Origin of the sequence: Streptomyces sp. NBC_01635, assembly GCF_045209715.1 — a bacterium.
In the GTDB taxonomy this organism is placed as follows: Bacteria; Actinomycetota; Actinomycetes; order Streptomycetales; family Streptomycetaceae; genus Streptomyces; species Streptomyces hirsutus.
In genome coordinates, this window is the sequence record NZ_CP109277.1 from 748,452 (window position 1) to 770,204 (window position 21,753).

Annotated in this window: 20 protein-coding genes and 1 pseudogene; 9 read left to right on the plus strand and 12 right to left on the minus strand. The window is 72.6% G+C overall.

The features are described from left to right. Positions 1-134: 134 nt before the first annotated feature. The gene (locus OHB56_RS03780) at positions 135-1,904 is read right to left on the minus strand and encodes an ABC transporter ATP-binding protein (RefSeq protein WP_350855180.1); all 1,770 of its coding nucleotides are present in this window, start codon (positions 1,902-1,904) and stop codon (positions 135-137) included. Between the two features lie 213 nt (positions 1,905-2,117). Further along, positions 2,118-2,285: pseudogene (locus tag OHB56_RS03785) on the minus strand (aldo/keto reductase); the annotation flags it as partial. A gap of 602 nt (positions 2,286-2,887) precedes the next feature. On the opposite strand from OHB56_RS03785, the gene OHB56_RS03790 reads away from it, so the two are divergent. Both OHB56_RS03790 and OHB56_RS03795 read left to right on the plus strand, forming a co-directional pair. Further along, positions 2,888-4,093: a glycoside hydrolase family 64 protein gene (locus OHB56_RS03790; protein WP_326756538.1), complete on the plus strand. Its 1,206-nt coding sequence runs from the start codon at positions 2,888-2,890 to the stop codon at positions 4,091-4,093. Positions 4,094-4,362: 269 nt separating this feature from the next. Next, positions 4,363-4,569 (plus strand): hypothetical protein, encoded by a 207-nt coding sequence (locus tag OHB56_RS03795; protein ID WP_326756537.1) that lies wholly within the window; start codon positions 4,363-4,365, stop codon positions 4,567-4,569. A 63-nt stretch (positions 4,570-4,632) separates the two neighbouring features. Here OHB56_RS03795 and OHB56_RS03800 read toward each other — a convergent pair whose 3' ends face one another. Further along, positions 4,633-6,159, minus strand: coding sequence for a hypothetical protein (locus tag OHB56_RS03800; RefSeq protein ID WP_326756536.1), 1,527 nt, complete (start codon positions 6,157-6,159; stop codon positions 4,633-4,635). A gap of 107 nt (positions 6,160-6,266) precedes the next feature. Next, complete coding sequence (locus OHB56_RS03805) at positions 6,267-7,022, minus strand: beta-phosphoglucomutase family hydrolase (RefSeq protein ID WP_326756535.1); 756 nt, start codon at positions 7,020-7,022, stop codon at positions 6,267-6,269. Positions 7,023-7,127: 105 nt separating this feature from the next. On the opposite strand from OHB56_RS03805, the gene OHB56_RS03810 reads away from it, so the two are divergent. The 3 genes from OHB56_RS03810 to OHB56_RS03820 all read left to right on the plus strand — a co-directional run bounded on the left by OHB56_RS03810 (position 7,128) and on the right by OHB56_RS03820 (position 9,586). Further along, positions 7,128-7,784 (plus strand): nucleoside/nucleotide kinase family protein, encoded by a 657-nt coding sequence (locus OHB56_RS03810; RefSeq protein ID WP_326756534.1) that lies wholly within the window; start codon positions 7,128-7,130, stop codon positions 7,782-7,784. 152 nt (positions 7,785-7,936) lie between these two features. Continuing rightward, the gene (locus OHB56_RS03815; RefSeq protein WP_406351603.1) at positions 7,937-8,854 is read left to right on the plus strand and encodes a MurR/RpiR family transcriptional regulator; all 918 of its coding nucleotides are present in this window, start codon (positions 7,937-7,939) and stop codon (positions 8,852-8,854) included. A gap of 357 nt (positions 8,855-9,211) precedes the next feature. Continuing rightward, a complete protein-coding gene (locus tag OHB56_RS03820; RefSeq protein WP_326756532.1) occupies positions 9,212-9,586 on the plus strand; it encodes a hypothetical protein in 375 nt (124 codons plus the stop codon). On the opposite strand, the gene OHB56_RS03825 is transcribed toward OHB56_RS03820, so the two are convergent. Both OHB56_RS03825 and OHB56_RS03830 read right to left on the minus strand, forming a co-directional pair. Then, positions 9,555-10,400, minus strand: coding sequence for a peptidoglycan-binding protein (locus tag OHB56_RS03825; protein WP_406351605.1), 846 nt, complete (start codon positions 10,398-10,400; stop codon positions 9,555-9,557). The genes OHB56_RS03820 and OHB56_RS03825 overlap by 32 nt on opposite strands. 73 nt (positions 10,401-10,473) lie before the next feature. Next, the gene (locus OHB56_RS03830) at positions 10,474-11,313 is read right to left on the minus strand and encodes a hypothetical protein (RefSeq protein WP_406351607.1); all 840 of its coding nucleotides are present in this window, start codon (positions 11,311-11,313) and stop codon (positions 10,474-10,476) included. 224 nt (positions 11,314-11,537) lie between these two features. Here OHB56_RS03830 and OHB56_RS03835 point away from each other — a divergent pair, with 224 nt between their 5' ends. Continuing rightward, positions 11,538-11,954: a hypothetical protein gene (locus tag OHB56_RS03835; protein WP_326756529.1), complete on the plus strand. Its 417-nt coding sequence runs from the start codon at positions 11,538-11,540 to the stop codon at positions 11,952-11,954. A 47-nt stretch (positions 11,955-12,001) separates the two neighbouring features. On the opposite strand, the gene OHB56_RS03840 is transcribed toward OHB56_RS03835, so the two are convergent. Next, complete coding sequence (locus tag OHB56_RS03840; RefSeq protein WP_326756528.1) at positions 12,002-12,388, minus strand: PPOX class F420-dependent oxidoreductase; 387 nt, start codon at positions 12,386-12,388, stop codon at positions 12,002-12,004. Positions 12,389-12,606: 218 nt separating this feature from the next. Here OHB56_RS03840 and OHB56_RS03845 point away from each other — a divergent pair, with 218 nt between their 5' ends. After that, on the plus strand, positions 12,607-13,971 hold the full coding sequence (locus tag OHB56_RS03845; protein ID WP_326756527.1) for a S1 family peptidase: 1,365 nt from the start codon (positions 12,607-12,609) through the stop codon (positions 13,969-13,971). Between the two features lie 225 nt (positions 13,972-14,196). Here the strand turns inward: OHB56_RS03845 and OHB56_RS03850 are convergent, their stop codons facing one another. After that, the gene (locus tag OHB56_RS03850) at positions 14,197-14,382 is read right to left on the minus strand and encodes a hypothetical protein (RefSeq protein WP_326756526.1); all 186 of its coding nucleotides are present in this window, start codon (positions 14,380-14,382) and stop codon (positions 14,197-14,199) included. Between the two features lie 437 nt (positions 14,383-14,819). On the opposite strand from OHB56_RS03850, the gene OHB56_RS03855 reads away from it, so the two are divergent. After that, the gene (locus tag OHB56_RS03855; RefSeq protein WP_326756525.1) at positions 14,820-16,022 is read left to right on the plus strand and encodes a Gfo/Idh/MocA family oxidoreductase; all 1,203 of its coding nucleotides are present in this window, start codon (positions 14,820-14,822) and stop codon (positions 16,020-16,022) included. A 70-nt stretch (positions 16,023-16,092) separates the two neighbouring features. Here the strand turns inward: OHB56_RS03855 and OHB56_RS03860 are convergent, their stop codons facing one another. From OHB56_RS03860 to OHB56_RS03875, 4 genes are all read right to left on the minus strand, one after another. Further along, a complete protein-coding gene (locus OHB56_RS03860; RefSeq protein WP_406351610.1) occupies positions 16,093-16,890 on the minus strand; it encodes an SDR family NAD(P)-dependent oxidoreductase in 798 nt (265 codons plus the stop codon). A gap of 47 nt (positions 16,891-16,937) precedes the next feature. Continuing rightward, a complete protein-coding gene (locus OHB56_RS03865) occupies positions 16,938-17,864 on the minus strand; it encodes an SDR family oxidoreductase (protein ID WP_406351611.1) in 927 nt (308 codons plus the stop codon). A 130-nt stretch (positions 17,865-17,994) separates the two neighbouring features. After that, on the minus strand, positions 17,995-18,624 hold the full coding sequence (locus OHB56_RS03870; protein WP_326756522.1) for an MBL fold metallo-hydrolase: 630 nt from the start codon (positions 18,622-18,624) through the stop codon (positions 17,995-17,997). Beyond that, positions 18,624-19,712 carry an S-(hydroxymethyl)mycothiol dehydrogenase gene (locus tag OHB56_RS03875; protein ID WP_326756521.1) on the minus strand — a complete coding sequence of 363 codons (1,089 nt, stop codon included), beginning with the start codon at positions 19,710-19,712 and terminating at the stop codon, positions 18,624-18,626. Before OHB56_RS03875 ends, OHB56_RS03870 begins: the two co-directional genes overlap by 1 nt. Positions 19,713-19,921: 209 nt before the next feature. Between OHB56_RS03875 and OHB56_RS03880 the strand changes: the two genes are divergently transcribed. Next, complete coding sequence (locus OHB56_RS03880) at positions 19,922-21,676, plus strand: ABC transporter ATP-binding protein (RefSeq protein WP_326756520.1); 1,755 nt, start codon at positions 19,922-19,924, stop codon at positions 21,674-21,676. Positions 21,677-21,753: the final 77 nt, after the last annotated feature.

The window sequence follows — 21,753 nt, forward strand, 5'->3', positions numbered from 1 at the left end:
CTCTGGGTGTGTGACTGCGCCTACCCGCATCGCCCGGAAGTAGTCCATTCCGTCCGGCTGTCCGTCCGGCCGGACGGAATGGACAGCCGGACGGAATGGACTGATGGACACCTGACGGGTGGCCCGGCCGCCCGTCAGGCCGCCTGCCCGCTGTGCAGTGCGGTGTACGCCCCTCCCCGTCGCAGCAGTTCCTCGTGGGTGCCGATCTCCTGGATCCGGCCGTCCGCCATGACCACGATCCGGTCGGCACCGCGCACGGTGGACAGCCGGTGCGCCACGACGAAGGTGGTCCGCCCGCGCAGCAGCCGGGCGAGCGCCTCCTGGACCAGCGCCTCGGAGCGGGTGTCCAGCGCCGAGGTCGCCTCGTCGAGGACGAGTACCTTGGGGTCCCTGATCAGGGCGCGGGCGATGGCGAGGCGCTGGCGCTGTCCGCCGGACAGGCGGGCTCCGCGCTCCCCGACGAGGGTGTCGAGGCCCTGGGGCAGCCGGTCGACGAACTCCAGCGCGTTGGCGTCGCGCAGTGCGGACCGCACCGACTCCTCGTCGGCGTCGTCCATGCCGTAGGCCACGTTCTCCCTGATCGTGCCGTCGAAGAGGATCGACTCCTGGGGCACGACCGACAGGAAGCGCCGGTAGGTGCGCAGGTCGAGGCCGTTCATGTCGGCGCCGTCGAGGAGCAGACGGCCCGAGGTCGGGCGGATGAAGCCTATGACGAGGTTGAGCACGGTGGACTTGCCGGCCCCCGAGGCGCCCACGAAGGCGACGGTCTCGCCCGGGGCGACGTCGAGGGTGAAGTCGCGTACGGCGGGACGCTCGTCCCGTTCGTAGGCGTGGCCCACGCCTTCGAACGTGACCGCGCCGCGCAGGGCGGTGACCTCCGACCTGCCCTCGTTGTCCTCCAGTTCGGGCGCCTGGAGAACCTCGCCGACCGAGCGCACGGACTCGAGGCCCTTGGTGATGACCGGGGCCAGGCCCGCCAGTGTCGTCGTGGAGTTGGTGAGTGTGGTCAGGAAGGCGCTCAGCATGACGATGTCGCCGGCGCTGACGCCCCAGACGTCGTAGTACGAGATCAGCGCCGCGCCGGCCAGGACGAGGACGCCCACCACGTTGAGCGCCACCCAGGCCAGCGAGCCGAACCGGCCGTTGACCAGGTCCAGGCGCATCCCGGAGGTGAGCAGCCGGTTCAGGGTGCCGTCCATCCGGCGCAGGGCCTTGCCCTCCAGTCCGTGGGCGCGGGTGACCGGGATGAGCCGGGTCATCTCCGTCACCCGGGACGACAGGGTCTCCACCTCGTGCCGGAAGTGCTCGTTGTGGGTCCGCAGACGGGACCGCAGCCGGGCCACGAGCAGGGCGGCGGTGGGCACGACGACCAGGAAGACGGGCAGGAACTCGGGCGTGCGGAGGGCGATGATGACCAGTCCGCCGATGAGTACGGTGATCGCGCCGAGCCCCATCTCCGCGGTCTGCTGCACCATCTGCTCGACGGTCTCCACGTCCCGCACGACCTTGGCCTGGAGCACACCGGCGCTCACGCGGGAGTGGTAACCGATGGAGAGCTGCTGCATCCGCGTGCACAGGGCGGAGCGCAGGGCGGTGCCCATGCGGCGGACGCTGCCGTACAGGAGGCGCACGTAGAGCAGGTGCAGCGGGTAGTTGACCAGCAGGATGAACATGATGACGCCGGTGCTGGTCCAGAGCTGCGAGATCGGCCGGTGCTGCACCACGGTGTCGATGATGGATGCGGTGATCAGCGGCAGCAGCCAGATGGGGCTGTGCTTGACCGTGAAGACGCCGACCGCGGCGGCGAGCCGGCCGCGGTCGGCCCGGAGGAGATAGGCGAGGGTCCGGACCGGGTGCTCGCCCCGGTAGCGGTGGTCGAGTGGTCTTGCCGGCGACGACGCCATCGGCGGTGGTCCTCCCCTGAAGCCGGATACGGCAGGTGCAGCCCGGTTACGGCGGCGCGACGAACGTTCTCTGCCCCCACACCGGAAAGCGCTTTCCCTCTTATCGAGCAGGAGTACACCAGATCCGCGTGCACGACCGCACGGGCGGTCGCGGCCCGAGACCCCTCAGGCGGCGTCCGGTTCCGCGTCCCCCTCGGCACTCGGCGCCGGGTCCTCCCGGCGGCAGGCGTCCGCGGCGCCGATCAGGGTGACGCCGGCGTCCGGTGCGGCGTGGACGGTGGCCGGGGAGCGCACCTCGCCCGGCCGGCCCTCGATCGACACGCGCATGGCGCCCCGTCCGATCCCACCGACCTCGACGTCACCGATACGGCGGGTGTGCATGCATGCGTGACCTCTTTCCGGATGCCGTCCAGCCGCATCTGACAAGCGGTTCCAGCCTGAGCTCCGTACCGCGGGAAATCCAATAGGAAAATGCGAACGCATTCAGCAGGTGCGGCTCTGAATCGCGGGGGAGAGCCGGCCACCGGAGGCCGGAGCCCTCCACGGGACGGGCGCCCGGCGGCTTGCCGCGATACGCCGGGGGCGACGGCACCTCCGACCCGCCCCGGAAGGCTCCCGCGGCTTCACGCCGGGGGCGCCGACACCACGGCAAGCAGAGAGCGCTCTCTGCACACCCGGCGCCCCTCCGCCCGATCCGGCTTAAGCGACCCTTAAGAAGCGCTTAAGCGCATGCGCACTTCTCGCAAGCGCGTCAAGTAAGCCCTGTTCAGAGCGGCTCGAGGGACAAGTCGGACCCATTGGCGGGGACGGTTCCGGTCCGTACCATCAGGGCCAGGCGCTGGCACGACCTGCGGCGTGAGAGCGCTCTCATCACCGTCGGGGAGCGCTCGGCCCCACCCCCACACCCGGGCAACACCTTGTCAGGTACCGCTCACCAGGAACGGCTCGTCAGAACCGTTCGATCACCTCAGGAGACCCCCCACATGACTCCTCGCCACCAGCGTTCCCTCGGCCGCCGGAAGGTTCTCTTCGCCCTCGGTGGGGCGGCCGTGGCCGTGCCCGCCGCCGCCGCGCTCGCCCCCCACGCCCTCGCGGAGACGTCCCCGGACACGCAGGCCGCGGCGGCCGCCGCGGCTCCTCTCCCGCTGACGATCGTCAACAACAGCGGCTCCTTCGGCAACGCGAACGTGCACCTCTACGTCGTGGGCAACCAGGACGGACGTCAGGTGCGGCTCACCCCGGACGGCACCCTGGCCCCGGTCTCCCTGTCGGACAACGGTGCCGACGGCTTCACCGACTACGCGATCAGCCTGGCCGGCAGCGGCGAGACCCGGCTGTCCCTGCCGTACATGTCCGGCCGCATCTACGTGGCCCTCGGCCGGAAGCTCAAGTTCAAGGCCGTCACGGACGGCAACGGCAACGCGGCGTTGCAGTACCCGGCCGGCTGGGTCACCTCGGACCCCGGCTACGGTGTGCTGCACGACTGTGCGGAGTTCACCCACAACTCCGCCGGCATGTTCTGCAACACCACGATGGTCGACATGTTCAGCGTGCCGATGAACATCCGGCTCACCGGTTCCAAGGACCAGTCCACGGGCGTGTTCCGGGGCGGGGGCCGCGGTGCCGTGTTCGCCGCGCTCAGGCAGGTGGAGGCGTTCTCGCGGCTCGTCGTGGACGACACCCGGATCATCGCGCCGGGCCACGGCCTGGACGCGGGTCTGTTCGCCAAGGACTACCTCGCGCCGTACATCGACGAGGTGTGGAGCACCTACACCGGACGTGACCTCAGGATCACCACCAACGCCGGGACCTTCACCGGCCGGGTGCGCGGCGACCGGTTCACCTTCGCCGGGCCCGCCCAGGTCTCCTTCGGCAGGCCGTCCACCCGGGACGTCCTCTTCTGCGACGGGGCGCTCGCCGCCCCGAACGACGGCACGACCGGCCCGGTCGCCGCCGTGCTCGGCGCCGGCTTCAACCGTTCGACGCTGCTCAGCCACCCCGACCAGCCGACCACCGACGCCTCGGTCTTCTACCGGACCGGGCTCACCAACCACTACTCCAAGGCCGTGCACACGGCCACGGAGGACGGCAAGGCGTACGGCTTCGCCTTCGACGACGTCGCCGACTTCGCCTCGTACATCCAAGACACGGCCCCCACGGGCGTGCGCCTGACGCTGTCGCCCTTCTGAAGCCGGCCCCGAAAGCCCTGAAGGGCCAAAAGACGGCGAGGACACCGGGACCGCGGGAGGTGGCGCCGGCGCACCCGCGAGGATCGCCCTGCCGCAACGGGCAGGTTTTCCGCGGGCCGGGGAAGGTACTCCTGCACCTGAGGAGCGGCCCCTTCCAAGCGGCGCCCCCCGTGTTCCGGATGCACTTCGGGCTCCCGCGTTGAATGGTGATACCGGACCCGATGACCGCACCGGGGCCACTACAGCCATCCGGACCCGAGGAGTCAGAGATGTCGACGTCCCAGCCCAAGGAGTCCCTGCCGCCCGAGGACCGCACCACCCCGGACGGCCTGCTCCACGCCCGTACCGGCACCGATGTGTCGCCGGAGGACCTCGTTCTTGCCTCCGGCAAGGATCTCACCCCGCAGAATCTCGAATGGGCCAGGCGCAAGCTGGCGGAGGAGGGGCCCACCGCACTGGACAAGATCCTCCCCTGACCCCGGCCCCCTGCCCCTCGGCCCCGGCTCCGGCCCTTGCCCTGCTCGTCCCGTCCCCGGCCCTCACTCCGGCCCGTCCGCGGCCGCGCCCTTCGGGGCGCCCTGCTCCGGCGTCGGCGCGATCCTGACCTGAAGGTCACCGATCGTGTGCGGGGGCCAGGCGCGGGCGTAGCCGGGCGGGGTTCCGCCGGGGCCGATGAGCGTGGCGACGGGGACGCGGTCCGCGGTGCTCAGTATCTCCGCCACTGTGGTGTTCTCGTTGTTCCCGCCCGTCCCGCCGGAGGAGCAGCCGGCGTAGTAGGCCACGGGGATGGCTTCGTGGCCGGTGATCAGGCAGGGCGGTCGGACGCCGAGTCGGTGCAGTTCGCCGGCGGTGCGGGCCCAGTCCCGGCGGCTGTCGGTGTTGCGGTCCACGGTGTGCGTCAGGACGGCCAGTTGTACGGCCAGATGGCCGGCCAGCGCGAGCGCGACCAGTGACGTCACGACCGGCCGCCACGTCCCGGCCGGTGTCCTGACCAGGTGCCACAGCGCGTCGGCGACGGGGATCGCGAGCAGGGCGTAGGCGGGCTGGAGGAAGCGGGGCGCCGCGTACCCGATCATGAAGAGGTACGGGAGGGCGGCCGTGGCGGCGCAGGCAAGCGGCAGCACGGTGCGCAGGGCGCGCCGGGCCCGTACGGCGACGACCAGCGCGAGGACGGCCAGGAGCGGCAGGGCGAACCACCAGAGGACGATCACCGGATGGGGCATCGTCCCCGTGCACGGGCGGCACAGCCCCCGCCCGCCCAGGCTGCGCAGTTGGTCGTCGACGGCGATCTGCAGACCGAGCCCGCCCTGGATGCGGGAAGCCTCGGCCAGCCGCTCCCCCAGGCCGCCGTACCAGGCGTAGGCCTCGGCCACCCACTCGGCCGCGCCCACCGCGAGGCCCGCCGCGAGTGCGGCCAGAAGGCGGACGTGCCGGCCTGCCAGGGCGAGGACCAGCAGGGGGATCGTCACCCATACGGCGTCGGTGGGCCTCATCAGCGCCATCAGCACGGCCCCCGCCGCGACGCCCCACAGCGCCCCGCGTGCCGAGCGGTCCGCGTGATACCTCAGGAAGCAGCCGACGGCGATCAGGGCGCCGAGCGCGACCCACTGGTTGGGCATGGCCTGGGGGCCGTAGAAGAGGGTCACCCACAAGGACGCGAAGAAGGCGCCGGCGGTGACCAGGACCGGGGTGGGGAACAGGCCGCGCCAGGCACGCAGCGCCAGGTACAGGCCCAGGCCGGACAGGAGGGCGAGGTAGACGCGCAGCAGCGCGGTGGACTCCGACCATGAGGCGACGGGCGCCACCAGGAGGGAGACGCCCCGGGCACGCGGGGCGCTGAAGAAGGCGGCCGGGTGGTGGGAGGTGACCTGGCTGACGTAGACGATCTCGTCCCAGCCGAGTCCCAGCGCCGGACGGACGAGGACGATTTGGGCGACGGTGAAGACCGCGGCCAGAACGGCGAGCGGTGCGGTGCCGTCCGTGGAACGTGGTGCGCCCGGCGAGGACGTGCGTATCCGTATGCGTCGCCGCCCTGCGGCGAGAAGGGCACCCCTGCCGTCGGCCATCGTCCGTCCCTCGTCCCGTGTGCCGCCGTTCCTGCCGGTCACTTGCGCGCAAACAGAAACAAATTAACCCGCGGGGCGCGCAGGGGCAGGCGGGACGACGATCGCGGTCACCGCTCGCCCGGTTCCCGGGGTTCTCCGGTGAGCTCGGCGAGGTCCGTCACGACCCGGTCGGCGCCATGGGCGTAGAGCGCGGCCGACCGGCCGGCGCGGTCCACGCCGACGACGTAGCCGAAGCGGCCGGCGCGGCCCGCGTCCATGCCGGCCAGCGCGTCCTCGAACACGGCGGCCCGGCCGGGCGGGACGCCGAGATCCCGGGCGGCGGCGAGGAAGGTGTCGGGGTGCGGCTTGCCGGGAAGGTGGCGTTCCGCGGCGACCACACCGTCCACGCGGGCGTCGAAGAGGTGCTCGGCGTCGAGGGCGCGCAGCACGTCCCGGCAGTTGGCGCTGGCGGAGACGACGGCGGTGCGCAGGCCGTCGGCGCGAACCGCCTCGATGTAGCGCAACGTGCCCTCGTAGGCCTCCACTCCGCCGCTGCGGATCCTTTCCAGGAACAGCTCGTTCTTGCGGCGGGCGAGCCCGTGCACGGTCGTGGTGCCGGGCGGATCGTCCGGCGCGCCCAGGGGCAGGCCGACGTCGCGGGAAGCGAGGAAGGTGCGTACGCCGTCGACCCGCGGGCGGCCGTCCACGTACTCGGCGTAGTCGGCGTCGGTGAACGGCCGGAAGTCCGCGCCGTCCCGCTCGCGCAGGAAGGCGTCGAACGCCTGCTTCCAGGCCGCCGCGTGGACCGCGGCAGTCCTGGAGATGACACCGTCGAGGTCGAAGAGGCAGGCCAGGATGTTCTCGGGCAGACCCAGATCCGTCATACCGGACATGATCCCGCGTCCCGGCGGGCAGTACGCGGCGAAAAGCGGACGGCGACGGGACCGCGGGCGCCGTCCGGGCGGCGGGCGGGTGACACACTCTCCCGTGTGGCGCCGACCTTCGACGATCTCCTCCACCGCGCCCGGGCCCTCGGCCGGGACGGCCGACGCGCGCTGCTCGGCATCGCGGGCAGCCCCGGGGCGGGGAAGTCCACGCTCGCCGGGGAGCTGGTGCGGGCTCTGAACGGCGCCGGGGAGCCGTGGGCCGCGCACGTCCCGATGGACGGCTTCCACCTCGCCGACGCCGAACTGGACCGGCTCGGCCGCCGGGACCGCAAGGGCGCCCCGGACACCTTCGACGCGGCCGGATACGCGGCCCTGTTGCGGCGGCTGCGCGAGGAGACGTACGGGGACGTCGTGTACGCGCCCGGTTTCGAACGGACGCTGGAGCAGCCCGTCGCGGGGGCCGTTCCGGTGCCGCCGACGGCCCGGCTGGTGGTGACGGAGGGGAACTATCTGCTGCTGGACACCGGTGCGTGGGCGCGGGTGCGGTCGCAGCTCGACGAGGTCTGGTTCTGCGAGCTGGACGAGGAGGAGCGGGTGCGGCGGCTGGTGGCCCGGCACGTGGAGTTCGGCAAGCGCCAGGACGAGTCGGTGGCCTGGGTCGCGCGCTCGGACGGGCCCAACGCCGAACTGGTCGCGCGGACCCGGCACCGCGCGGACCTCGTGGTCCCGGCGTCGGCGGTGCCGCGTGTGCACCGGTGACGGGCGGGCCTCTCGTGTGCCGTCGGCGGGCGGGTGGACCGGTGGGTCGCTCTTCGCCCGGGGCCGTGCGGTGCCCCCCTGCATCGCTCCCCCCTGTCCGCCACGCTGCGTAAGCTGAATCGACCCCTCGTGGGAGACGAAGGAGGCGCCCGGTGCCATCGCCGCAGCAGGCACGCGCACAGGCATCCGCGATCACTTCGGGGAAGGGGGGCGAGGAGGCGGAGGCGTCCCCGACGTCCCAGCTCCGCGCGCTGTTCGACCGGCCCCGGCTCTCCCCGGGCCAGCGGCGCATCGCCCGGTATCTGATCGAGCACCTCACCGAGGCGGCGTTCCTGTCGATCACGGACCTCGCCGAGCGGGTCGGGGTGAGCCAGCCCTCGGTGACCCGGTTCGCCTCGGTGGTCGGCTTCAGCGGCTACCCCGCGCTGCGGGAGAGGCTCCAGGCGATCGCGCTCGGCACGCTCCCCGGCGGACCCGCGGAGGAGAACCGGGGCAACGAGTTGCAGGCGGCGGTGGACGCCGAGATCGGGAACCTGGAGAACCTGCGGCGGGATTTCGCCGATCCCGACCGGGTCGTCGGGACCGGCCGCGAACTGGCGGCGTCCACGCCGCTGACCGTCCTCGGGCTGCGCATCTCCGTCTCCCTGGCCGAGTACTTCGCCTACGCCGCCCGCCGTATCCACCCGGACGTCCGGCTGGTGACCCGCGGCGGCAGTGTCGCCTACGACGCGCTGCTGCAGTCACGGGAGGCCGGCGGCACGTGGGTGCTGGCGTTCTCCATGCCGCGGCACGCCCAGGAGACCCTGACGGCGGTGCGGGTCGCCCGGGGCGCCGGACTGAAGGTCGCGCTGGTCACCGACCTGGCGCTGGGCCCCCTCGCGGACGAGGCCGACGTCGCCTTCGCCACCGGCGCCGGGTCACGCCTGGCGTTCGACTCGTACGCGGCTCCGGGTGTGCTGTGCGCGGCGCTGCTCCAGGCCATGACGGACGCGGACCCGGAGCGGACGCGGTCCCGGCTGGACGAGTACGAGCAGGTCGCCGAGCAGCACCAGTTCTTCCTCAGGGACTGATTCCCCCCGGGGGCCGCTCCCCCGCCGGCGCCCTCGAGTGGGCCTTCCCCTTCGAAGCACGCATGAATGTTTTCATACACCTTGCAAACCACATCACATATATAAATACTGCTGGCGGATCACGACATGTCCGCTCCGGACCGCGATCCGTACCCACCCCGTCATCACCCGCTCCGCCCGGAAAGCCGACGGTCCGCCCCTGCGCAGCCAGACACCTTCGCAGCGGATGGCGTCCGCCCCGACCGGACACCCGCACGAACGCCCGAACCCGCCGGCTCCTACCCGCTCCGACGGCCGCGCCGGACCAGGGCCGCCCCACCCGTCGCCCACCCCAGCGACGCCGCACACCCGGAAGCGATGATCATGACCGTGACCTCCACGCGCCTCAGCCCGGACTGGCCCTGCCAGGTCAAGTCACCCGGCAGCTACGACTGGGAACGCTCGGCGGCCAAGTGGCTGCGCGAGCTGGTACCGGCGCGCTACGCGAGCTACCCCGCGTTCATCCGGCACCCCGTCCTGCTGGCGCGGCACGCCCAGATCCAGGTCGAGCACGAGATCCGAGTGGCGCGCACCGCTCTCCAGACGGCACGGGCCGACCTGCCCCGGCTCGGCCTGCACGAAGGGGTCATCGAGCACACGATCAAGCTGTACGCGGCCGAGCTCATGCAGTTGCAGCACATCGCGCGCAGCGTGCGCGCGGTCACGCGGGCCCTGGTGGAATCGGGCCGCTGACCGGGCGGGACGCGCCGGGCGGGCGTCGCCCCGTACGGGACTCCAGCGCGCGGCGGGTGTCGTCGCCGTAGACGCCGGTCTCGTCGCCCTGGACGCCGTACCAGAGCTGGAACCGGGCGACGGCCGCGGACAGGACGGCGTCGTAGCGGCCGCTGGTGGCGCCGTCGCGGTAGACGTCCGGGATGCGCAGGAGGCGTTCCTGGAGTTCGGCCACTTCCGGGCCCGAGTCGCCCTCGCTGAGGAACCCGGGAGCGGCCGGGGCCCGCTGGGGCGGCGCGGCGGGCTCGGCCGCGGGCGGGCTCGTGGTGGGGCGGGGGTCCGGCACGGCCCGGTCCTCGGTGCGCTGCCCCAGGAGCAGGACCGCGCCACCGAAACCCAGTACCGCCGCCGCGGCCAGGGCGATCGCCACGGCGGCACGCCGCTTCCCGGGGCTGTGCGGGGACGGATGCGCGGGGATACGCGAGGGCCGGCCGGGCACCGCGCCGTCGTACGAGGGGCCTTGGGGCGCACGGCGGCCGGGTGACGTGCGCCCGGGTACCGGACCGTGCTGCGCGAAGTTCTCGCCCGCGGGGCCGGGCGCGGTCGCCCGCGGCCGGGTGGGCGGTTCGGGGGCGACCGGCGGAAACTCCTGGGTCTCGTCCTCCGGGCCGGCCGCCGGCCGGGGCAGGGTGACGGACTCGTAGCCCTCGCGCTCCTCCCGTTCGAACTCCCTGAACAGTTCGGCGAGCGCGTCCGTGCGGCGCGGGCGCAGGACGCGGACGGGCTCGAGGGGCGGGCCGTCGTGCGGCTGCCCGGGGTCGGACGGCGTCGGCACGCTGCTCTCCTTCCGCTGCGCACGAGGGCGGAGCCGCCCACGGGAAGAGATACGCGCCCGGGAGGGCGGAGGTTCAGCCGGCAGCGCGCAGAAAACGGTGCAGGGAAGCCGTCACGGCGGACACGAAGGACTCCCGGGACTCCGCGTCCAAGGCGTCGAGGGACAAGTACGGGTTCAGGTCCTCCAACTCGACCAGCAGCAGTTCGCCGTCCGGGGCGCGGCAGGCGTCGACCCGCTGGATGCCGTGGTCGAGGGTGTTCCAGTCGACGAAGCTCCGGGCGAACTCCAGGTCGTACGGAGTGACTTCGTACGGCTCCAGTTGCCAGCGCTGGCCGGGGTCAGGGGCGTACAGGGCGTACTGGAGGTCGTGGTCGACGAAGTAGAAGGAGACCTCGTACGCGAAGTCGATGTGCGGTTGCACCAGGACGCTGCCGTCGATGAACTCCCGCACGGCGTCCCCGGAGACGACACGCAGCCCCACCGAGTCGGCGCCGAGCCTGGGTTTGACCACGTACCGGTTCGCCGCGGGCAGCAGTCGCAGGTCCTCGGCGCGGTCGACGGTGGGGATCACCGGCCGCCCGGCGGCGCTCAGTTCGAGCAGGTACTGCTTGCCCGCCATGTCGCCCCGGCCGGTGAGCGGGTTGTAGACCGGCTTCCCCGCCTCCGTGGCCCGTCGGCGGAAGGCTTCGTAGGCCTCCGGGTAGGTCAGCACCGGGCCGCTGTTACGGACGACCACGGCGTCGAAGCCGTCCAGCAGCGCGGCGGCGTCCCGCGGATGACAGAGCGCCAGGTCGAAGTCGGCGCGCAGCCGGGAGGTGAGGTGGACGTCCTCGTCTCCGTAGCGGCGCCCACGGGCCGGATACGTCAGGTCGGTGACGTACAGGAGGCGGGGACGGGGACGGGCGGGCGCCATGCGGGGCTCCTCGGAGGGCGACAGAAGCCTGATCATATGAATGATCCGCAGGTATCGGAACAGCCCGGGGCACGGTGGACACAAAGAGGGGTACCGAGTGCCTTTACGGGTGGCACTGAGTGCCATACCCTGTCGCTGTGCACGGTGGCACATGACACACCGGGTACGTGCGTGCCGGGCATCGTGCACGCGGGATGGCGGCCGAGTGCAGGGAGTTGACCAGCGTGTACCACCACTCAGGAAGCGTGGCTCAGCAGGCAGCCGGCGTCACGACGGGTCTGCTCGAACCCCAGGGCGCGAACAGCGCGGAGGCCATGGCCTTCCAGCGGTGCACATGGTGCGGCACCGCGACGTACCACCGGCTGCTGTGCCCCGTCTGTCAGGGCAGCGACCTGCGCACGGAGCACAGTGCGGGCGTCGGCACGGTCCGTCACTCCACGACGCTGTACCGCAATACGCCGGCCGCCCGGAACGTGTCCCTGATCGAGATGGCCGAGGGCTTCGTCGTCCGCGGCCGGGTCATGGGCCCGCCCATCGGCATCCACAGCGGGGACCGGGTACGGCTGTCCACGGCCAAGGACCCGGTGCGCGGCGAACCGGTCTTCCAGCTCGTCGACGAGCCCTACCGCGCCTGGACCTGACCGGCGCCCGGAACCGGTCCGGGCGAACGGAGTCCGGTCGGCCGGGTTCAGCCGGCCAGTACGACGCGGATACCGACGGTGCCGTCACGGCCCCGGCGCAGTCGGCTGCCGAGCAGTGTCAGCCGGCCCGGCAGACCGTACTTACGGGCGATCAGTTCGCGGTAGCGGGCGGTGGTCGCCGCATCGCAGATCTCCGCGGTGGCCGGGACCTGGCCGCCGGTCGGACGGCCGCGCACGTCGCAGGGTCCGACCAGGACATCGGCGCGGGCCCGGATCCGCTTGACCTTCCAGGAGTCGGCGGCGGTCCAGACCCCGAGCGCGTTTCCGTCCCGCACCACCCACACCGGGGTGGCCACCGGCGTACCGTTCCGCCGGTAGCTGGTGACCAGCAGGTACTTTCCCGCTCCGAGCCGTTCGAGCAACGCGTCGTCCATACCCGGCAGTCTAGTGTTCGGTCACCGTCCCCCGCCCGCCGCGGACGCCGTCCCCCCGCGCACGCCGGGCCGCTCGACGCGCAGGCCGGCACCTCCCGCACATCGGATCGCTCCGGCGGTGAACACCGCGGGGCCCGCGTCCGTATGGACTGAGGGCACTCGACTCAGGGGAGGCCCCGCGGTGTTCGCACCGCGCTGTTCTGGTTCGGGAGTCATGCATGAGGCACGCACGACGACGGGTCGTCCGGCGAGTGGCACGGCTGGCGGCCGTCGGCGGAGTCCTCCTCGGAGCGACGATGGTGACCCGCGCCGTCGCCGGTGAGCCCCCGGCGCCGGACCCGGTTCCGTACGCCGCGGCCGAGGAGGACACCGGCCCCGGCTCCGCCCTCGTGGCGCGGCTCGGCGCCTCCCGCACCGCGGGCAGCTGGCTCGGTGAGGACGGTCGAACGGTCGTCGCGGTCACCGACGAGAAGGCGGCGGCCGAGGTACGGGAGGCCGGCGCCGACCCGAAGGTGGTGCGCCACAGCATGCGCGACCTGAAGTCGGCCACGAAGACGCTGGGTTCGGCGCCACGCGTGCCGGGGACGGCCTGGGCCATGGACTACCGGTCCAACGAGGTGGTGGTCCGCGGCGACAGCACGGTGTCCGCGGACGACTGGTCCGACCTGACCCGGGTGGCGAAGGGGGCCGGCGGCTTCGTCCGCATGGAGCGCACCGAGGGCACCTTCACCACGCGGATCAACGGGGCGGAGCCCATCCTGTCGACCGCCGGGCGCTGCTCCGCGGGCTACAACGTGACCGACGGCAAGCGCGAGTTCATCCTCACGGCCGGGCACTGCGGGCCGGACGGTTCGGTCTGGTTCGCCGACGACGGGGGCAGGAAGAAGGTCGGCACCACGGTCGGCGGCAGCTTCCCCGGCGACGACTACTCCCTGATCGAGTACGACGGCGGCCGGGCCGGTGAAGGCGCCGGTGTCGTGTCGGTCGGCAACGGCCAGGGCATACGGATCACCGGCGTGGGCGACCCCACCGTCGGCCAGCGGGTCTTCCGCAGCGGCAGCACGAGCGGGCTGCGCGACGGGGAGGTGACGGCGCTCAACGCGACGGTGAACTATCCGGAGGGCACGGTCAGCGGCCTCATCGAGACCAACGTGTGTGCCGAACCCGGCGACAGCGGCGGCCCGATGTTCTCCGAGGGCATCGCGCTCGGGGTGACGTCGGGCGGCAGCGGCGACTGCCGCCAGGCAGGCGGTACGACGTTCTTCCAGCCGGTCACGAAGGCGCTGGCGCAGCTGAAGGTGGACCTCCTGGTGGCCCCGAAGGCCGGGGGCGGCGCGGACACGGCCGCCCCCGCCCCGTCGGCTTCGGCCGGCGCGGCGGCCCCGGACTCCGCGTCACCGGGTTCGTCCGCGGCGGGAATCAACGCGTCGACGCTGCTGTCCCGCCTGGCCGACCCGCGGAACGTGGGGCCCGGCGTGCTGGTCATCGGCGGCAGCCTGATGGCCCTCGTGGCGACCCGCTGGATCCGCGCGGAGCAGGACCGCAAGGCGTACCAGCGGTACTACTCGGCGACATGGAGCTGAGTCGGGTGCGGTGGTGCCGGCGCCGGTACCACCACCCGGGCGCCGGTGAGGACGCTCCCTCGTGACACGGCGGCCCGGCCACGAGGACGGCACATGCGCCCCGGTCCGGAGAGTCGGACCGGGGATGCGGCCGGGACCAGGGCCCGGGCCGAGGCGGGCGACAGGGCGAGCGGAAGGAGACCGGCGAGGACTACGGGCGAGGGGCAGCGGGGCCCGTGCGGCGCCTCAGGCCGCCTCGGCCTCCTCCGGGAGGGCCTCGGCCCACTCCTGGACGAGACGCTGGTACTCCGCGCGCTGCTCACCGCTCAGTGTCCCGCCCGACCGGAGCCACAGGGCCCGGATCTCCTCGTTGACCTCGGCAGCCGATCGCTCGGATGAAGGTTCAAGAGTGGTGGACATGCTGTGAAGCATAGAGCCACCGGTGTGAAAGTCACGTGAGTAATCACGAGTCAACCGGGCATACCGGACAGTGTCACTGATCACGTCCATCTGCCATGGAACATGGGCGAGTTCACATTCCCCACCCTCCCGATGACACCCCTCCCCGCCCCCTCGGCCTCTCCCCGGCCGGTGCGGCCGACGGAGGGCGGCGGGCGCGAGAACCCGCGCGGTCCGCGACCCGGCGAAGTCCCCTGAGGGCATGAGGAACCATCCGGTGTCGGACAAGTGCCCCCGCACGGGGGGCCGTTACGGCATCGTGTTCCCCGACCCTCCGAAGGGCACCGAGGGCGCGGCCGCCGGCCGAAAGGACTTCCCGACCTCTCAGCTCCCCGATCACCCACTACGCGGCCGGTGTATGCGCGTCGCAGCCCGGCCTCGTTCCCTCCCCGTGAAAGGGCACGCATTCCATGACGTTCTCGCTCGGCATCGTCGGCGCCGGCCAGTTCTCCGGCCAGTTCGCCACCCTGTTCCAGGCGCACCCCGGCGTCGGCGACGTCCACGTCACCGACCTGCTGCCCGAGCGGGCCCGGCAGCTCGCCGCCGCGCAGGGACTCGCCGGCACCTTCCCGTCGTACGAGGCCATGCTGGAGTCGCCGGAGATCGACGCGGTCGCGATCTTCACCCAGCGCTGGACCCACGGCCCCCTGGTGCTCCAGGGCCTCGACGCGGGCAAGCACGTGTACTCGGCGGTCCCCATGGCGATCCGTACGGAGGAGATCGCGGCGATCATCGACGCGGTCGAGACGACCGGTCTGACGTACATGATGGGTGAGACCAGCCAGTACCACCCGGCGACGGTGCACGCCCGCGACCGGATCGCCGAAGGCGCCTTCGGGCGGCTGTTCTACGCCGAGGGCGACTACGTCCACGACATGGACCTCGGCTTCTACGAGGCGTACCGGTACAGCGGCGGCGACGACTGGAAGGCCACCGCCAGCTATCCCCCGATGCTGTACCCGACCCACGCGGTGGGCGGGGTGCTGGGTGCCTGGCAGACGCACGCGGTCGGTGTCTCCGCGATCGGCGTCAGGGACGAACGGGGCGACGGCGTCTTCGACAAGGAGGTCAGCCGGTTCGACAACGACTTCTCCAACGCCACGGCCCTGTTCGAGGTGGCGGGCGGCGGCGCGTTCCGCACGAACGAGTTCCGGCGGGTCGGCTATCCCTCGCACATCAGGGAATCGCGGTTCCGGTTCTTCGGTACGGAGGCGAGCATGGAGCAGCTCGCCACGGTCGCGCTGTGGCAGGACAAGAGCGGCGTCCAGGACATCAGCGAGCTGCTGCAGCCCAAGGAGACCCTCTCCCCCGACGACCCGTCCCTCCAGCACGTGGCGCCGGAGCTGCGCTCCGCCTTCACCTCGGGATCGGCGGCGGTGCACGACCGGTCCCGGCTCCCCCGCGCGTTCGACCTGCTGCCCAACGGCCACGAGGGCAGCCACCACTACCTCGTGGACGACTTCGTGACCGCCGTGAGCACCCGCACCCTGCCCTCGGTGAACGCGTGGGTCGCCGCCCGCTACACCCTGCCCGGCATCGTCGCCCACCAGTCGGCGCTGCAGGGCGGCACCAGGCTGGAGATCCCGGACTTCGGGGACGCCCCGGCCCCCTGATCTCCGGGCCCACCGGCTCTCCGAGACCTCCGGCCCGTGAGCCGGGTCCCCGCCGCGGCGGGGACCCGGCTCAGCTCTCCGGCCCCGCCAGCGCCTGACGGAATCCCGCGTTGACCGCCGTGACACCGCCGTCGACCACCAGGGTGGTGCCGGTGATCCACGACGCGTCGCAGGAGGCGAGGAAGGCCACGGCGGCCGCGATGTCCTCCGGTTCGCCCACCCGGCCCAGCGGGTAGAGCCCGCGCACCGCCGCGAGGTCCTCGTCCCTGCCTTCCCACGCCCTGGTGCGCACCGTGCCCGGAGCGACGAGGTTGACCCGGACGCCCCGGGGCCCGGCGTGACCGGCGAGGGTACGGGTGAGGGAGGCGAGACCCGCCTTGGCCGCGCTGTACCCGTGGTTGCCGAAGTCCTGGATGCCGTTGACGGAACCGATGGCGACGATGGCACCCCGGCCTGAGGCGGCGAGATGCGGGAGCGCGGCACGGCAGCAGCGGTGGGCGCCGGTGAGGGTGACGTCGAGGTCGCGGGCCCAGGCCTCGTCCGGCTGGTCCTCGAAGAGGGGGGCGTCCGGTGTGCAGTGGGCGGCGTTGCTGACCAGGACGTCGAGCGACCCGAAGGCGTCCACGGCATGGGCGACAGCCGCTTCGACCGACGTGCGGTCCGCCACGTCGCAGGTGATGCCCTCGGCCGACAGGCCTCTCTCGCGGAGCGCCGACGCGGTGCGCCCGGCCTCGGCGCCGTCCACGTCGGCGACCAGGACACGCGCTCCCTCCTCCGCGAACCGCAGGGCGGTCGCCGCCCCGATGCCGCGTGCCGCGCCCGTGATGAGAACGCCGTATCCCTCGAAACGCCGTGTGTCCGTCGTCATGCGGGGACGGTACTGCGCCGGACGATCACCGCGGGAGGGGCAGGGCGTCAGCGGTACCCCGTGACGTCCGCGGGCTTGCCCGGGTCCTGGACCTCGACGAGGTAGCGCCAGGCGTCCGGGCGGCTGCCGTCGAGGTCGGTGAAGCCGTACTCCCGGGCGAGACCGCCGCTGGAGAGGGAGGTGCCGTTGAAGCGGGACACCCGCGGGTCGGCGGCGAGCGCGGCGACGGCCCGCCCCACGTAGCGCGGGGTCTCCGAGATGGCGAAGTGGGGGACGCGGGTCAGGGCGTCCCGCCAGTTGTCCTCCCTCACCCCGAACTCGTCGAGCATGATCTCCGAGCGGAGCCAGCCCGGGGTGAGCGCGAGGGCCGTGGCGCCGCGCGGGCCGATTTCGTGGCCGAGGGCGAAGGCCATGCGCAGGACGGCCGTCTTGGCGAGGTCGTAGAAGAAGGAGACGCGGTAGGTGTCACGGTTGTAGTCCGCGGTGCCGTCGGTGACCTCCACGACCAGGCCGCCGGGGTGGCGCAGCAGCAGCGGCAGGGCGTGGTGGCTGGTGACGGCGTGCGTGTCCACCGCGAGCCGCAGCAGGCGCAGCCCCTTGTCGAGGTCGTGCTCCCAGACGGGAACGTCCCACTCGAAGAGCTTCTCGCCGCCCCAGATGTCGTTGACGAGGACGTCGAGGCGGCCCTGCTCGGCGGCGATGCGGTCGACGAGGGCCTTGACCTGGACGGGGTCCAGGTGGTCGGTGGGGACGGCGATGCCCCGTCCGCCTGCCTCGGTGACCAGGTCGGCGGTGTCCTCGATGGTCTCGGGGCGGTCGTACTCGGAGCGCCCGGCGCGGGTGCTGCGTCCGGTGACGTAGACGGTGGCGCCCGCCGCGCCCAGTTCGACGGCGATGCCCCGTCCGGCCCCCCGGGTCGCTCCAGCGACCAGTGCGACCTTGTTCTGCGACGACCCGATGGTCGACTCCGGCATGTCCGGCCTCCCGTCACGCGTGACAGCGCTCTGCTGTCGCTACGAGAGTGACGGGTAAGACGGACATCCTCTGTCGCCTTTTCCCGGGGATCGCCCGGTCGGATCCGACCGGGCGATCCCCGGAGCGGCCTCAGTGGCCGCGGGCGATCCACTCCTCGAGGTGCGGGGCCTCCGCGCCGATGGTGGTCGAGTCGCCGTGGCCGGTGCGTACCTTCGTCTCCGGCGGGAGCGTGAGCAGCCGCTCCCGGATCGAGTCGACGATCGTCGGGAAGTGGGAGAACGAGCGGCCGGTGGCTCCGGGACCGCCCTGGAACAGGGTGTCCCCGGTGAACACGGTGGCGAGCCCCGGGTCGTACAGGCAGACCGCGCCGGGCGCGTGCCCCGGTGTGTGCAGCACGGTGAGGTCGGCGCCGGCCGCCTCGATCACCTGGCCGTCGACCAGCCAGGCGTCGGGGTCGCGGTCCGGGTGGGTCTGCTTCCACAGCGGCAGGTCGTCGTGGTGCAGCCAGATGGTGGCCCCGGTGCGGTCGGCGAGGGCCGGCGCGGCGTCGATGTGGTCGTTGTGGGCGTGGGTGCACACGATCGCCTTCAGGCGGCGGTCGCCCACCGCCTCGGCGATGGCGTCGGCGTCGTGGGCGGCGTCGATGACGATCACCTCGTGGTCGTCGCCGACGATCCACACGTTGTTGTCGACGTCCCAGGTACCGCCGTCAAGGCTGAACTGCCCCGAAGTGACGAGGTGTTCGATGCGAGCAGCCATCAGAGCACCACCACCGAGCGCAGGACGTCGCCCTTGTGCATCCGCTCGAAGGCCTTCTCCACCTCGTCGAGCTGGATGGTCTCGGTGACGAACGCGCCGAGGTCCAGGCGGCCCTGCTGATGCAGGTCGACCAGCATCGGGAAGTCCCGTGAGGGCAGGCAGTCGCCGTACCAGGACGACTTCAGGGAGCCGCCGCGGCCGAACACGTCGAGGAGCGGCAGTTCGAGCTTCATCTCCGGGGTGGGCACGCCGACGAGGACGACCGTGCCGGCCAGGTCGCGGGCGTAGAAGGCCTGCTGGTACGTCTCGGGGCGGCCGACGGCCTCGATGACGACGTCGGCGCCGAAGCCGCCGGTGAGTCCGCGGATCGCCTCGACGGGGTCGGAGGTACGGGAGTTGACGGTGTGGGTGGCGCCCATGGAGCGGGCGGTCTCCAGCTTGCGGTCGTCGATGTCGACGGCGATGATCTTCGCCGCTCCGGCGAGCCGGGCCCCGGCGATGGCCGCGTCGCCGACGCCGCCGCAGCCGATGACGGCGACGCTGTCGCCGCGGCCGACGTTGCCGGTGTTGATCGCGGCGCCGATGCCGGCCATCACACCGCAGCCCAGCAGGCCGGCGACCTGCGGGGAGACTTCGGGGTCGACCTTGGTGCACTGGCCGGCGGCGACGAGGGTCTTCTCGGCGAAGGCTCCGATGCCCAGGGCCGGGGAGAGTTCCTGGCCCGTCGAGGCGAGGGTCATCTTCTGCTTGGCGTTGTGCGTGTCGAAGCAGTACCAGGGGCGTCCGCGCCTACAGGCGCGGCACTTGCCGCACACCGCACGCCAGTTGAGGACGACGAAGTCACCGGGGGCGACGTCGGTGACGTCGTCGCCCACCGACTCCACGACGCCCGCGGCCTCGTGGCCGAGGAGGAAGGGGAACTCGTCGTTGATGCCACCCTGCTTGTAGTGCAGGTCGGTGTGGCACACCCCGCATGCCTGGATGCGGACGACCGCCTCACCCGGCCCCGGGTCGGGTACGACGATCGTCTCGATGCGTACCGGCTCGTCCTTGCCCGGTGCGATCACGCCGCGTACTTCCTGCGCCATGGTGCTGGCTCCTTCATCTCCCGGTGGTACGTCCTCCCGACCCTACGCGACCCGTACGGGACCCGGCCGGTGGGCTCCACGGCAGGTCGGAACGTGGAGGCCGGGGTTTCGTGCCGGGTGCGCGGGGCGGACCCGGCGGGCCGCGGGCGGACCGCGGGCGGACCGCGGCGACGTAGCCTGAACGCTCCGCCCGACGCCGAGGGAGCGACGTGAGCATCGCAGCGCAGAAGTCCGGCCCGCCCGCCTGGCGGGCGCTCCTCGGTTACGTACGGCCGCACCGGTGGGCCCTGCTGGGCGGCGCCGCGCTGTCCCTGCTGACGGGGGCGACCGGCCTGATGCTGCCGCTGGTCGCCCGCGACCTCATCGACGACCTGTCCGACGAGCGGGCCATCACCGGCGCGCTGGTGCTGATGTCGGCCCTCGTCATAGCCAACGCCGCGCTGGGCGCGCTGGGTTCGTACGTGCTACGGCGTACCGCCGAGTCGGTGGTGCTGGGGGCGCGGCGCTCGTTGTCGTCGTATCTGCTGCGGCTGCGGATCACGGCCGTGGACCGCAGCGAGCCGGGTGACCTGATGGCCCGCATCACCTCCGACACCACACTGCTGCGGGAGGTCACCACGGACTCGCTGGTGGGCCTCGGCACGGGCGGTCTGACGCTGATCGCGACCATCGCCCTGATGGGTTTCGTCGATCCGGTGCTGCTGGGGGTCACCCTGGCCGTGATCGTGGGCGCCGGGACGGTCCTCACGCTGATCGTGCCGCACATCAGCCGGGCCAGCCGGCGGGCGCAGGACGCGGTCGGCGTGATGGGGGCCTCGCTGGAGCGGGTGCTGGGCGCGCTGCGCACGGTGAAGGCGTCCGGTGCCGAGCCGCGGGAGGAGCGCGCGCTGCACGAGGCGGCCGAGGAGTCGTGGCGGCAGAGCGTGCGGGCCGCCAAGTGGTCGGCGGCGGCGGGCAACACGGCGGGGCTCGCGATGCAGGTCGCGTTCATCACGGTGCTCGCGGTGGGCGGAGCCCGGGTGGCGACGGGCGCCATCGACATCGGCACGCTGGTGGCGTTCCTGCTGTTCGTCTTCTACCTCATGATGCCGATCCAGAGTGTCGTGGGCGCGATCACGCAGTACCAGACGGGCAGCGCCGCTCTGGCCCGGATCCAGGAGGCGCTGCGGCTGCCCGCCGAGCCTGCCGCCGGGCCCGCGCCCCTGCCCACGCCGGGTGCCGCGCCCGCCGCGCTCGCCTTCGAGGACGTGCGTTTCCGCTACGCGGCCGATCTGCCGTACGTGCACCACGGGGTGACGTTCACCGTGCCCGCCCGGGGCATGACCGCGTTCGTCGGCCCGTCCGGCGCGGGCAAGACCACCGTCTTCTCCCTCATCGAGCGCTTCTACGACCCGGATTCCGGGACGATCACCCTCGACGGGCGTGAGCTGGCCGACTGGGAGCTGTCGCGGCTGCGGTCCTCGATCGGCTACGTGGAGCAGGACGCGCCCGTCCTGTCGGGTTCCCTGCTCGACAACCTGCTGCTCGGGAACCGGGAGGCGGACGACGACGAAGTGGCGCGGGTGGTGAAGACGACCCGGCTCGACGGTCTGGTGGCCAGGCTCCCCGAGGGGCTCGGCACACTGGTCGGGCACCGCGGCACCAAGCTGTCCGGCGGGGAGCGCCAGCGGGTCGCGATCGCCCGCGCGCTGCTGCGCCGTCCCCGGCTGCTGCTGCTCGACGAGGCCACCTCGCAGCTCGACGCGGTGAACGAGGCCGCGCTGCGCGACACCGTCGCCGAGGTGGCCCGGACGACGACGGTGCTGGTGGTCGCCCACCGGCTGTCGACGGTGACGATGGCCGACCGGATCGTGGTGATGGACGCGGGCCGGGTCCGCGCGGTCGGTACGCACCGGGAACTGGTGACCGCCGATCCGCTGTACGCGGAGCTGGCGGCGACGCAGTTCCTGGCGACCGGCGGGTGACACCCGGCGGCCGGTGCGCGCCGTCCTGGGACGGCGCGCAGGGCGCGGCCGTCAGGTCCGGACGGTGGGGGCTGTTC

What these genes read in the sequence shown, in the direction of transcription:
- OHB56_RS03830 (WP_406351607.1), bottom strand. Translation starts at nt 11,313, where the DNA reads ATGGCGCCCGCCCGTCCCCGTCCCCGCCTCCTGTACGTCACCGACCTG.
- OHB56_RS03790 (WP_326756538.1), top strand. Translation starts at nt 2,888, where the DNA reads ATGACTCCTCGCCACCAGCGTTCCCTCGGCCGCCGGAAGGTTCTCTTC.
- OHB56_RS03780 (WP_350855180.1), bottom strand. Translation starts at nt 1,904, where the DNA reads ATGGCGTCGTCGCCGGCAAGACCACTCGACCACCGCTACCGGGGCGAG.
- OHB56_RS03870 (WP_326756522.1), bottom strand. Translation starts at nt 18,624, where the DNA reads ATGGCTGCTCGCATCGAACACCTCGTCACTTCGGGGCAGTTCAGCCTT.
- OHB56_RS03795 (WP_326756537.1), top strand. Translation starts at nt 4,363, where the DNA reads ATGTCGACGTCCCAGCCCAAGGAGTCCCTGCCGCCCGAGGACCGCACC.
- OHB56_RS03875 (WP_326756521.1), bottom strand. Translation starts at nt 19,712, where the DNA reads ATGGCGCAGGAAGTACGCGGCGTGATCGCACCGGGCAAGGACGAGCCG.
- OHB56_RS03805 (WP_326756535.1), bottom strand. Translation starts at nt 7,022, where the DNA reads ATGACGGATCTGGGTCTGCCCGAGAACATCCTGGCCTGCCTCTTCGAC.
- OHB56_RS03800 (WP_326756536.1), bottom strand. Translation starts at nt 6,159, where the DNA reads ATGGCCGACGGCAGGGGTGCCCTTCTCGCCGCAGGGCGGCGACGCATA.
- OHB56_RS03860 (WP_406351610.1), bottom strand. Translation starts at nt 16,890, where the DNA reads ATGACGACGGACACACGGCGTTTCGAGGGATACGGCGTTCTCATCACG.
- OHB56_RS03850 (WP_326756526.1), bottom strand. Translation starts at nt 14,382, where the DNA reads ATGCTTCACAGCATGTCCACCACTCTTGAACCTTCATCCGAGCGATCG.
- OHB56_RS03845 (WP_326756527.1), top strand. Translation starts at nt 12,607, where the DNA reads ATGAGGCACGCACGACGACGGGTCGTCCGGCGAGTGGCACGGCTGGCG.
- OHB56_RS03840 (WP_326756528.1), bottom strand. Translation starts at nt 12,388, where the DNA reads ATGGACGACGCGTTGCTCGAACGGCTCGGAGCGGGAAAGTACCTGCTG.
- OHB56_RS03865 (WP_406351611.1), bottom strand. Translation starts at nt 17,864, where the DNA reads ATGCCGGAGTCGACCATCGGGTCGTCGCAGAACAAGGTCGCACTGGTC.
- OHB56_RS03820 (WP_326756532.1), top strand. Translation starts at nt 9,212, where the DNA reads ATGATCATGACCGTGACCTCCACGCGCCTCAGCCCGGACTGGCCCTGC.
- OHB56_RS03855 (WP_326756525.1), top strand. Translation starts at nt 14,820, where the DNA reads ATGACGTTCTCGCTCGGCATCGTCGGCGCCGGCCAGTTCTCCGGCCAG.